The organism is Neobacillus sp. YX16, from assembly GCF_030123505.1.
Classification (GTDB): Bacteria; Bacillota; Bacilli; order Bacillales; family Cytobacillaceae; genus Neobacillus.
Genome location: NZ_CP126115.1, coordinates 652,197 through 664,327, shown reverse-complemented (window position 1 = coordinate 664,327; position 12,131 = coordinate 652,197). Strand labels below are relative to the sequence as shown.

Annotated in this window: 11 protein-coding genes and 1 pseudogene; 4 read left to right on the top strand and 8 right to left on the bottom strand. The window is 37.4% G+C overall.

The features are described from left to right. Nucleotides 1-426: 426 nt before the first annotated feature. Nucleotides 427-1,701, bottom strand: coding sequence for an IS110 family RNA-guided transposase (locus QNH48_RS03260; protein WP_283953750.1), 1,275 nt, complete (start codon nt 1,699-1,701; stop codon nt 427-429). A 316-nt stretch (nt 1,702-2,017) separates the two neighbouring features. Between QNH48_RS03260 and QNH48_RS03255 the strand changes: the two genes are divergently transcribed. Both QNH48_RS03255 and QNH48_RS03250 read left to right on the top strand, forming a co-directional pair. Then, nucleotides 2,018-2,176, top strand: a complete 159-nt coding sequence (locus QNH48_RS03255) for a hypothetical protein (RefSeq protein WP_283953749.1) — start codon at nt 2,018-2,020, stop codon at nt 2,174-2,176. Nucleotides 2,177-2,532: 356 nt separating this feature from the next. After that, nucleotides 2,533-2,700, top strand: coding sequence for a hypothetical protein (locus tag QNH48_RS03250; RefSeq protein ID WP_283953748.1), 168 nt, complete (start codon nt 2,533-2,535; stop codon nt 2,698-2,700). Nucleotides 2,701-2,898: 198 nt separating this feature from the next. Here the strand turns inward: QNH48_RS03250 and ltrA are convergent, their stop codons facing one another. Then, nucleotides 2,899-4,227, bottom strand: a complete 1,329-nt coding sequence (gene ltrA / locus QNH48_RS03245) for a group II intron reverse transcriptase/maturase (RefSeq protein WP_283951264.1) — start codon at nt 4,225-4,227, stop codon at nt 2,899-2,901. Nucleotides 4,228-4,847: 620 nt separating this feature from the next. Next, entirely contained in the window at nt 4,848-5,609 is a 762-nt protein-coding gene (locus QNH48_RS03240) for a putative protein N(5)-glutamine methyltransferase (RefSeq protein ID WP_283953747.1), read from the bottom strand. 212 nt (nt 5,610-5,821) lie between these two features. Between QNH48_RS03240 and QNH48_RS03235 the strand changes: the two are divergent. After that, nucleotides 5,822-6,644: pseudogene (locus tag QNH48_RS03235) on the top strand (tyrosine-type recombinase/integrase). A gap of 203 nt (nt 6,645-6,847) precedes the next feature. On the opposite strand, the gene QNH48_RS03230 reads toward QNH48_RS03235, so the two are convergent. Beyond that, nucleotides 6,848-8,080, bottom strand: a complete 1,233-nt coding sequence (locus QNH48_RS03230) for an MFS transporter (RefSeq protein WP_283953746.1) — start codon at nt 8,078-8,080, stop codon at nt 6,848-6,850. Nucleotides 8,081-8,226: 146 nt separating this feature from the next. On the opposite strand from QNH48_RS03230, the gene QNH48_RS03225 reads away from it, so the two are divergent. Next, nucleotides 8,227-8,940: an MBL fold metallo-hydrolase gene (locus tag QNH48_RS03225; RefSeq protein WP_283953745.1), complete on the top strand. Its 714-nt coding sequence runs from the start codon at nt 8,227-8,229 to the stop codon at nt 8,938-8,940. A gap of 59 nt (nt 8,941-8,999) precedes the next feature. Here QNH48_RS03225 and QNH48_RS03220 read toward each other — a convergent pair whose 3' ends face one another. The 4 genes from QNH48_RS03220 to QNH48_RS03205 form a co-directional block, all read right to left on the bottom strand. After that, the gene (locus QNH48_RS03220; protein WP_283953744.1) at nt 9,000-9,704 is read right to left on the bottom strand and encodes a class II aldolase/adducin family protein; all 705 of its coding nucleotides are present in this window, start codon (nt 9,702-9,704) and stop codon (nt 9,000-9,002) included. Between the two features lie 208 nt (nt 9,705-9,912). Further along, complete coding sequence (locus QNH48_RS03215; RefSeq protein WP_283953743.1) at nt 9,913-10,575, bottom strand: amino acid ABC transporter permease; 663 nt, start codon at nt 10,573-10,575, stop codon at nt 9,913-9,915. A 12-nt stretch (nt 10,576-10,587) separates the two neighbouring features. After that, entirely contained in the window at nt 10,588-11,226 is a 639-nt protein-coding gene (locus tag QNH48_RS03210; RefSeq protein WP_283953742.1) for an amino acid ABC transporter permease, read from the bottom strand. A 92-nt stretch (nt 11,227-11,318) separates the two neighbouring features. After that, nucleotides 11,319-12,125, bottom strand: a complete 807-nt coding sequence (locus tag QNH48_RS03205; RefSeq protein ID WP_283953741.1) for a transporter substrate-binding domain-containing protein — start codon at nt 12,123-12,125, stop codon at nt 11,319-11,321. Nucleotides 12,126-12,131: the final 6 nt, after the last annotated feature.

Genomic DNA, 12,131 nt, shown 5'->3' with positions numbered 1-12,131 from the left:
CTTGTTCTTCAACTCCCTCAGTTTGATACGAATATCTCTTGAATGCTCACTTATTCGCAGGATTTCATAACCCTTGTAATTGGATTTACGGGTAATTGAAATGAGTTCAGATCATCTTGGCTTTGTGAAGGCATAGTTAAATAAAGGAGTCAGCTACCACTCCATATTTTACCATATAATGTACATCTCCACGCCGCCCCTGGAGGCTTTTCCTCCCATGTCTCAACGGGTCAATCGCCCTCTCATTCCTTCGTCATGCCTATCCAAGGGGTGGAGGCCAGTTATGCTAACCTGATGGGTCACAGTGCCCTTTTGTTTAAGAAACCTGGTACTCCGTACATATTTGAAATCCTACGAATAAGACAACATTCAAAAATTAAAGTTAACAATTTTAAATGATGCATTTATAAAACTAATGTATTATTTCTATGCTGCTAAAGGGATTAATACTTGGATTTTACTTGGACAGTAAGACTCGTTTCGTCGTGCTATTCCTACAAAAATCCTGGCTAGTTTTCCTATCAGTTTCATTATTGATTTCATTTTCTTTATCTTTTTAACCTTCACATTATGGGAATGGATCGCTTTAAATTCAGGGTTATTCATCACAAGGCTCATGGTTGCTAAGTAGAGAAAGCGTCGGAGTCTTGATCTTCCTCGCTTTGAAATGACAATCTGACCTTTCCATTTACCTGAACTTGCTTCAGCTAGGTGTAATCCTGCATGACGTAATAGAGAGTTCCCGCGGGAGAATCCACTTAAATCTCCTGACTCACCTAGTATCCCAGCTAATGAAATTTCACTTATTCCTTTAATCGTAAGTAGTTTTATTGCAAATGGTATTTTATAGAGAACTTCTTTAACTTGTTGTTCAACTCTTTCGAGTTGTTTTACAGCGAGGTCATATTCTTCTATTAATTGTTCTAGATGGAATTTATAAGCATCAAGTGCTTGTCCCGTTCCTATAGAAGTTTTTGCTAGATTGATTAATAATTGAGCTTTTCTTGGCCCTGGCTGTCTTTTCATTAATGACTTCCATCCCTTTTGGACTTCCAGTGACTCCATTGATGATATTTCATCTGGAGTTGGAAACAAACGAAGGGTTGCGATTGCTCCTTTGCACGAAACATCGTTAAAAACTTGTCGCAACTCTGGAAAGACAACATCCACCCATCTATTTATTTGATTAATAGACATTACGAGCCGTTTAACAATTACATCACGGTTAGACATTAGAACTCTAAGTTTCTCAAATGATTCTGAAGATGGACGAATAAAGGAGTAGTAGCCGTTTTTGACCATATCTGCAATAACGAGTGCATCTTTTTTATCACTTTTTGATTGTGTATTATCACGATTCTCTTTATTTCTTTTTACTAAGTGGGGATTGACTGTTACTACCTCAATGTTTTGGTCATATAACCATTTTGACAGGTTAATCCAGTAATGGCCTGTAGGTTCCATACCTACTATTGCTGCATCTAGGTTTTTTAATCTTTTTAAATCATGAATCCAGTTTAATAGATTAACGAACCCCTCTTCATTATTTTCAAATGTAACAGGGTCTCCGACTACAATTCCACGAAAATTAACTGCTCTTGCAACATGTAGTTGTTGAGCAATATCAACACCAACAATAAGGTGTGTATCGGAAATTCTTTCTATTAGTTGATTTTGTTTGTCTTGCATTTTAAAATTCATAGTAGGGCTTCCTCCTTAAGACTCTGAGTTGGATTGGACTCTATACTCGTATCTTACTGAGGGGCTCAATTTTTTTCAAACCTGATATTTAACGATCTACAGGAATGCTAACCTGCTTCGTTACTTTAAGTGTAATACTTCACAATTTTTTTAGCCCCCTCCAATCTGTTATGCGTTGTATGCAAAGAAAATAGATCCAGGCCAGATAATTTAATTCTTTGTAATGATTGTAGTGAAAACTTAAAACAACGATGACAAGCAATGGAGCATAAATATGAAAAAACAGAAAATCAACTTTTAATTGAAGGAGGTTTTTATGATGGGTATTTTAGCGAAAATCATCTGTAAATTAAAAGGTCACGTTTATGAAGAAACAAACCAGAGACCCGATGGATGGGGATATATTGCAACTTGGTTTATATTTAACCGATGTGGTCATGAAAAGGTAGTCACTATCCGCGAGGATGAAGTTTAATTCATGTCATCAAGTAACGGTGTCTACTACGGTAACAGGACAGGTTGGTTAGTTTAATCTGTCCTTCTTTTTTTCATCCCTTCTTCAATTAACCTGCTAGTTAGTGGAACAAGAAAAGCTGCCAAAATGACAGCTCCACTCCTTTACTCTTGCCCCAGTTAGTTTAACAAGAAGTACACAATATCCTCGTATTACGTCATTGTTCTTCTTCTTACAAGTTCAATTTCAAATATCATACTCACATTCTCATTGCATAATTTTCTTCAACTGTTTTGTCAATTTTTGTGGCTAAATTTACTTTGTAGTTTTCAACCAGAGATATATAATTAAGGTATTAAACGGGAGGAGGAATAAAAATGAAACAAGTTGCACTCCATCAATGGCAAAAAGAACATAATAAACGAATAGCAGAATTTCATAAGAACCATGAAATTAAAATACAACGTGGTGAAAATGGAAACGGTTTGTTGGCTAAATGGGAAAGATTTTTTTATAACAATGTCATTTCCCCTCTTAAAAAATAAAATACTTATTAATTGAACTGTCTTCATAGTACAGTTCATTTTTTTCTCGTTTTGAGTAAAAAATACGCATTAAGCGTTTTTTCTTTTTCAACTAAGTCGAGTAGAAAGGAACCTCTCTACCTTACGGTAGATTGTGTTCCTCCCCCTCACAGAACCGTGCTTGCGCTATTAACGCACACGGCTCCTCCAAATTATCATTCACAGAATATAGCTAATTTCTTTTCTTAAATCATAAATATTCACTTTGATTCTTGGTGAAGGTAGTGGATATTTATTAAGAAAGAGCCTGAATTTGTCCCAAGTAAAGGATTTCCTTTGGCTTCTTCTGTTTAGCCATTTGTATAGTAAGCATTCGATTTTCTCTTTAAAGTTGTTAACAGTTTGGGTATTATCTGTGATGCAATAATAGTTGTAGTAACCTATTAGTGAGCGTTTAAATCTATCCATAATCATATGAATATCTTTATTCCTATTATTCTTCAGCCATTCTTTAGTTCCTTTTAGTTTGCCTTGGACTTTCTTCCTGCTCGTTTTCCGCTTTACTCGGAATTTCCCGTGCTTACTTATCCCACAATAGTGAGTAAATCCAAGGAAGTCGAAGGTACCCGGTTTGCCAATTCCGTCACGTTTTGCATTCTTCTCCGCAAACCGTCCGAAGGGAATTATTTTAGTTTTATCCTCGGCTATTTCTAGGTTAAATTTCTTTAATCTCGCTTTTAATGAATGAAAGAATTGCTCGGCTTCACTTTTATTCTGAAAACAACAAACAAAATCATCTGCGTATCTTACTATATACGCCTGGCCTTTACATTGTTTCTTAACCACTTTTTCAAACCATAGATCAAGAACGTAATGGAGATAGACATTGGCTAATATCGGAGATATCACTCCACCTTGCGGTGTACCATTGTCTGTCTTGTATTTCTTACCTTCCTCCATGTATCCACCTTTAAGAAACCTGCTGATTAGTCTCAGTAGGTTAGTGTCAGTGATTCGGAGTTTCAAGAATTCCATCATCCATTTGTGGTCAACGTTATCAAAGAAGCCTTTAATATCTACATCTACTACATAGCTTATTGCTCTCTTCTCAATATAATGATTCAGTATTTTCAGTGCATCGTGGCAGTTTCTATTTGGACGGAACCCAAATGAGCAGTCTAGAAAGTCATTTTCATAGATGGCATTTAGTATTTTCGTAATGCCTTTTTGAACAATTTTATCTTCTTGTTCCGGTATTCCCAATGGTCTCATCTTGTTTGAGTTGAGCTTTGGGATATACATTCGTCTTACTGGAACAGGACGATAACTTTTGCTTTTGAGCCTACTTACTAAGTCCTCTATGTTTTCTTCTAAACTTTCATCGTATTGCTCTTTAGTAGTACCGTTAATCCCAGTTGCCTTCTTATTGGGTAGTTCAAGATGGCATTGAATTAATGCTTCCTTATCTAAAAGATGTGCAAGAGATGTAAATTTCATTTTAGGATTAGATTTTGCTAATTCTGCTATCCTTAGTAGTTTTGTTTCCATTTATTTATACCTACCTCTGTGTGTAGTAAATGTGTCCCTAGTAAGGGTGATAACTGGTAGCTAGCCTTTCCTCCATCGGCATTACCCAACTTCATTGGTACTACGCTGCTATCCGACTCCCTACACGGCATTTGGTTTCCTCGCTTTTTATCACTTGTAGACCATACTCTTCTATTAAAATAAGAAAAGACCGGTAGGGTCTCCCGAGTTGCCGTATCATATCAATGTGTAACGTGCCAAGGTCTCTGACCCCAGAGAGGTTTTACCCTTCTTGCCATTAACGAAAGATAAAATGTAGCTTTCTGAACGCAGGTATGTCATCAGCCCTCTCGATTTTCTAACATTATGGAGCTCAATCCCTTCAACCCTTGGGCTTTCGGCCCGCCACCTAACTGTCTACGCTTAAAGACTAAAGTTACCTTTAGTCCTTCAAGACTCGCTACGAGCGAATGGCTAGTTCTTACTCGACGGGAATCCCACCCGCTATATGATACGACCTATGCTCGGCCGCACACCCACACGTTAGCTGAATAACAAAAAAAGAACCGCCGCAGCAATCCCCGTTGTTCAACTCTTGCCCCTTTTAGCTGACAAAGGAACTTATTTAGTTACTCTTTGCCTTAATTTTTTCCAATAACTACTGTTGCATCCAATTCTTCATTTCTTGCTATTTTGGTAGTTAATCCAGCAGTCGCAAAAATTTCAAAGGTTTGAGCAGCCTGCATTTTGCTCGTCTCTACCAATAGATGCCCTCCAGAAGCAAGCCATTGAGGAGCCTCTTCCGCTACCTTTCGCTGAAGGTCTAGTCCGTCCTTTCCTCCGTCAAGTGCCACTTTTGGTTCATATAAGCGGGCCTCCTGGGGAAGTAGATTCATTGCATCAGTTGGAACATAAGGTGCGTTTGCAACTATTATGTTCACACGACCTCTTAATGTATGGGGTAACGTATTATACAAGTCTCCTTGATAAACTTGACCACCAATTTTAGTTATGTTGCGGGAAGAACATTTTACTGCGACAGGATCAATGTCAACGGAGTGTAATACAATCTTATTCAAGACAGTTGCTATTGCAGCACCAACTGCACCAGACCCACAACATAAATCAACAACAATATCACAAATGTGGGTCAATGCTTCTGCCTGCTGAACCAGAAACTCCGTACGTTTACGTGGAACAAAAACTCCCCGTTCTACTTCTATCCGCAGCCCACAAAACTTTGTAAATCCAAGTACGTATTCAAGTGGTACGCCACTGGCTCGTATTTCTACCATTTTCATTAAATCCTCGATACTGCCAGCCTGTGAGATAAGTAACTGTGTTTCTACTTCAGCAAAAATACACCCCTCGCTCCGTAGTCTGTCGATTATACTTTTTTCCATTTTATTATCTAAAGAGAAAGAAAAGTTTTGTCTTATTTATCCCACCACTTCCGTAAAATTTAAGGTTATTGATTATCTATATTCTAGAACTGAAAGAAATTTCCTTCTTTAACAAACCTGCATCCGATAGTTGAAGATTGCAGTACTGTGTCAAATTTAATAATCAGGTCAATAATTCCTTTAAAAATAGAATCTTTAGGGAGAGATGTATTTTGCTATTATCAAAAGCCAGGGAAATTTATGAATCTGATAAACGAATTGAAGGGTTCTCCCAACAAACTTTAAAGGCCTATAAACTTCAAGTGTTGTTGGTGATACGGTATTTTGAGGATGTAAAACTCGAAACCATTAATACTACTATCAAAATAAAAGAATACTTGGCAAAGTCAAGTGAAAATCTAAAGCCATCCAGCTTAGCTCACCATATACGTTTTATAAAGTCACTTTTCCGTTGGTCATACGAGGAAGGTTGCTAAATTAAAAGAACCTAAAGCAGGAAAACGAATCCCAAAATTTTTATCGGAAAGAATCGAATACTTAAGGGAAGCCTGTGACACTCCTATGGAAAAGGCATTATTCGAATTTATGTTTTCAACAGGTTGTAGAATAGATGAAATTGTTTCGCTAGATAAGAACAGGATCAATTGGTCAAACCGATCAGCGATCGTTCTAGGCAAAGGTGATAAAGAAAGAGAAGTATATTTTAATATTCGTTGTGAAATTTGGCTTAAACGGTACTTAGATAATCGTCAGGATAATGATCCGGCCATTTTTGTTACAGAACGTAAACCACATAGAATGAGCATTGCTCAAATGAGATACATTGTTAAGCGGATTTCTGATAGGGTAGAGATTAGTAAAGTAATTCATCATCCACACCAACTAAGACATAGCTATGCAACACATTTGTTGAATAATGGAGCAACTCTTGATGTTATCCAAAGTCTACTTGGTCACCAGAAGAGCGAAACTACAAAAATTTATGCCCAATTAAGTGGTAGTCTTAGACAAGAATTGTATAGAAAATATTATTAACCAATTGCTCAAATATGTACAAAAGCAACACTTCTAAAGAGTGTTGCTTCGTTTAACTCTTATCTAATAAACGAACATTAACTTTAGATGAATTAAACATCGAGAGAAAGTGGTTGTAAAACCATTCTAAATCTGAAGACATATATTTATTTATCTAAATGTAAATTTATTATGGGGCTATTTTCTATAATAATCATGAATATTCACCTTCTAGTTTTTCTCATGATGTGTCTATATAAGAATAGAACAGGCAATAAAATAAGCGCACTAATCATAATCGCTATTTTAATCGTAAAGTTTGAAGCGATCACACCAATTACGGGACCGCCGCCAATTTGTCCAATCGCATCCACCTGACCTTTTACAGAAAAAAAGGTAGCACGTGTAGACGAATCCGGGATGATTTTATTCAGCCAAACGGTCTCCAATGGATACATAATGCTTCTAGAAATTTGGACGATGATATAAAAAGCTAACAAACCAACAGCAAATGTGGTAAAGACGAAACCAATTAATGAACTGATAATTAAAATGCTCCCAATAAAAAGGGCCACGTAAATCTGGTTAAGATGCTGGTGTATGGAACTATTATCAACAAAATGGAGCGCTGCAAATGTCAAAAGGACGACAATGAATTGAACCCCGCCCATCAGCAAAACTAACTCACTATCCGATAAGTTCGATAGACCTGATTGCTCAATAAAGTGGGGAATCCACAGTCGGTCAAAGCCCTCACTGTAAAGGCCAAAAAATAACGCAATCAGAAAAAGGATTCTCATGAGGTAATTTACTTTAGAATAATAAAGTATTTGACTCATATTTTCCCTGATATTCTTCCAAACTGATACTCTCTCCACTTTTTCAACTGGTTTAAAATTCTCTTCTTTCATAAAGAAAACTAAAAGGATGGATAGCACTACCAACCCAATACCACCTAAAATGATGGGCAAATTGAGTATATAGTAACCTGCCAGCATGCTTAAAGGAATGGCAAGGACTTTTCCGAGATTACCTGCCTTAGCACCTTTGACGAAAGCTGAAGAGGCCCGTTCTTCCCCAATTTCATCTGCAATCCACGCTTGATGAGAACCACTCGTAAAAGTATATCCAATCCCCCATATGATTTGGGATAAAATCACAGCTGTAAAGATTGGAAACATACCTTCAATAATAAAACCTATTCCAATTAAGAAAAAGCCGATAATGACAGATAGCTTTCTGCTTTTTAAATCGGACAGGATTCCTGTAGGAATTTCAAAAATGAAAACAGTAGCCTCCAAAACCGTTCCCACTAAAACTAATTGCAGTGGATCAAGTTGAACCATTTCTACCTGATATAACAAGTTTACGGTAAATATAAAGGTAAAAAACAATTGTGATACGAAACAGGTATAAATGTAAACCTGATACGGATCCTTTTTCTTTAATAAGTTCATCTTCTTTCCCCCTCACCATAATCATAAAGCGAATGACCGCTCATTTCTGTTCCTAATTTGCGATTATCTACAAAAATATTTGTTTGACTATTCTAAATCTTATATACTTAATAATCTAAGGACGTTGTTATCATGGGGGTAAGAATTTGGAGTATTTATTTGAAGCAGTAAAAGAAAATGTTTTTATTTTAGCCATTTGGGATTCTAAGTGGAATTCCTATAATAACTGCTATTTTATTGTACAAGAAGATGGCATTACTCTAATAGATTCCAGCAAAGAGGAGCATTCTTCCTATTTGGTTCAAGCTCTAAAACAAATAGGTAAAACACCAGAAGACGTCACACTAGTTTTAGCCACACATGGTCATGAAGATCATGTCCAAGGAACATCTATTTTTAAAAATGCAAAAAAATATATTCATCATCAAGAACGCAGTCTTATCGAGTGTCCAGAACCAGATGAGTTCGATTTCATTTTGTTAGAACGTGGAGTGATTCAAAACTTTGAATACTTTTGGGTTGGCCATCACACTCCTGGCTCGCTAGCATTCTATCATCAGCCATCAAAAGTCCTTTTCACAGGTGATTTCCTGTGCTTTTTTGGTGATCCACTTTCAAAAGATGGATTAGTCTCAGTTGGCAATGACCTTAGACATGAATGGCTGGAGTTTTTACGCAATGGAGGGGTTGCTAAGGACGAGCTAAATGTTTTTCTAAAAGGACTAGAGACTATGAATTCTTTTGATGTAGAAGTGATGTGTACTGGGCACGGCGGTGTACTTGTTGGGGATATTCAGTCATTTGTCTCTGAATTACTTAATGTGGGCAACAAATTACAGGAAATAGAGGTAAAAAACTAATTAAAAGCAGCATAAGACTCAAACTGTATAGTTTGTGTTTTATGCCGCTTTCTTGAACTTCAGCGATCCTCATCAGTTTCACTTAAAGGGACTCCGCCTGCTTTTATTCCCATCGATTCTCGAACTTGTATTAAATCAGCGATTTGGGAACGATTTAATTCATTCGCCTTTTTCAAAATATTATTGGAGTACATAAGGATCGTAGCGTAATGTTCGAGAGATTCCATTCGAAAATAAGCCTCCATCAAATCCCTTCCCCACGTAAGTGCTCCATGATTGGCCAATAGTACCGCATTATGTGTATTACAATATGGAGCAATAGATTCGGGTACTTCTTGTGTTCCAGGTAAAGCATAAGGCGCTACTGGTACATTACCTAACAATACAATTGCCTCTGGTAAAACTGGTTTATCAAGAGGAATCCCTGCTATTGCAAATGAAGTAGCAACCGGAGGATGGGCATGAACAACGGCATTCACTTCGGGGTTTTCATTGTAGACCCTTAGGTGCATCTTCACCTCGGATGAAGGTTTCAAATTTCCCGAAAGGACTTTACCAGAAAGGTCCATTTTCACCATCATGTCAGGCGTCATATAGCCTTTACTTACTCCGGTAGGCGTTGTCCAAATTTCATTAGGACTCACTTTCACTGAGATATTTCCATCATTCGCAGCTACATAATTTCTGTTATACACCCTTCTTCCGATTTCACAGATCATTTCCTTTGCTTCCTGATTGGAATAGTATTGTTTATTATCCTGCATAACTATTGAACTCCTTTTTCAGCAGAGATTTTTCTATTTTAATCATCCATTAACAATATTCTTATTTTATGGGTAGTGCAGTCAATTTGTTAGTAACCTTTTTCTGATTTTTATAATAAACTATGAACTTTATAAATACAAAAAGGAAAGAAATGAAGCAACCTTTTAAAAGTAAAAAAATCCGGCCCAATTTAATGAGCCGGATTTCTTAAGCTTGTTTTAACTCTAACCTTCGCGCAACTAGTGACAAAGCATAATTAACGATAAAGTACATCAACGCCACAATTACAAAAACAGGTATCACATACGATCCCTTTTGTGCGTAAATAATTTGTCCGTTGTGCAATAAATCCGGCAACGCGATGACGACGGCTAAAGATGTATCTTTAAGCAGAGAAATAAATTGACTGACAATAGGTGGAACCATTCTTCTCAGTGCTTGCGGCATGATGATATAGCGTAATGTCTGGATGTAGTTCAGACCAGATGCACGTCCTGCCTCAATCTGTCCTTTTTCTATCGAGTTTAAGCCGCTTCGGATGATTTCTGACAGCATCGCTGATTCAAAAACCGTCAATGCTGCGATGGCCGCAGTCGTTATTTCCATTTCAATCCCAATTTCAGGCAATGCAAAATAGGTGAAGAAAATGATGAGCAGCAAAGGCAGGTTACGAATCGTCTCGACAATCAGTGCTAGTAATTGAGAAACAACGGGAATCCGCGCATATCTGAGAGTTCCAATAAGACCGCCAATAATGAAGCTGAGCACGATTGAAATGGCAGCAACCTTTAGGGTTACCCAAAATCCTTCCAGCAAAAATTTAAAATGTTCAGGTGTATATACTTCAATGAACGGTGCTAGAAAATCCATCTGCGCACCTCCTTAATTACTTCTTGCTAAGCGTTTTTCTAAATATCCTACGCCAAGACTTAAAGGTATAGTTAAAATTAAATAAAATAAGGCCACGAAAACATAGGTATCAAAGGTTACGTACGTTTTTGCAGATATTAAATCCCCCTGATACATTAAATCCCCACCTGCAACGACTGCTAACAAGGATGAATTCTTAACTAAATTGATAAATTGGTTGCCTAGAGGGGGGATAACGATTTTTATAGCCTGAGGGAGTATAACCATTCTCATTGCCTGACCGTAAGTTAATCCTGTCGAGCGGGCAGCTTCCATTTGCCCTCTTGGTACAGACATAATTCCGGCACGGATGGCTTCTGCGATGAAAGCGGCTGTATAGATAGTCAACCCAATTGTCCCTGCAGTCATCCCGCCAAAGTTACCCGCCAAATAAGCGAAAAACACGATAACTAGAACAGGTATATTACGAATAAATTCTACATATGCCGTCCCCAACCAGTTAAGTGGTTTAATCGGGGCAATTCGCATAACAGCCAGAAGTGTTCCCAAAATAAAACTTCCTAATAAAGCTATTAAACTGGCAATTATGGTAATTTTTAATCCTTCTAAAAATGAATCCATATTAGTCGTTAGTATCGAGAAATCCAGCAAACGATCTCCTCCTAAATAATCAGGATGAGCTCACTCCGAAAAGATTGCATACGGATTACAGCCCATCCTGATGAGAAACCTGATATTAATAATTAATTTTTAATCCATTTATCCTTAATCTCATCGTACTTTCCTGAATCCTTCAGGCTTTTTAATGCTTTATTCAACTCATCAACAAGCTCTGTATTACCTTTTTTAACAGCAATCCCGTATGGCTCTTCAGTAAACGTTCCTCCGACCAATTCAAAGGACGGATCTTCTTCTGCCATACCATAAAGGATCGAATCATCTGTAGTAAGGGCATCACCCTTACCTGCCTTAAGTGCTGTAAAGGCTTCAGCATAGTTTTCGAATTCAAGAACTGTTGTTTCAGGGGCTTTCTCACGAATATTGATTGAAGATGTCGAGCCTTTTACAGCAAGCACCTTCGTGTCTTTTTTCAAGTCATCAATACTCTGAATCTTACTGCCTTTTTTCACAAGTAATGATTGACCTGCATCAAAATAAACATCAGTAAAATCAACTTCTTTTTTGCGTTCTTCCGTGATCGTCATCGTAGCGACAACCGCATCCACCTTACCATTATTTAAGAGACCTACCCTCGTTTTTGAAGTAACCTCAACGAACTCAGGCTTAATATCCTTGCCAAAAATTTCTTCTGCAAGCGCTTTGGAAAGATCGATATCGAACCCTTCCACTTCACCTGTTGATGGATTTTTCAATCCAAACAAACGCGTGTCATGTTTTACGCCAAATACAATTTTTTTGTCTTCCTTGATTTGGGCTAGTACATCCTTGCTGCTTTCATTAGATGTCTTGTCCCCGCCGCAACCGGCAAGAAATAACGCAGCTAGTATTGTTACTAAAACCATTTTTACGTATTTTTTTGTTTTGAACATTCCATT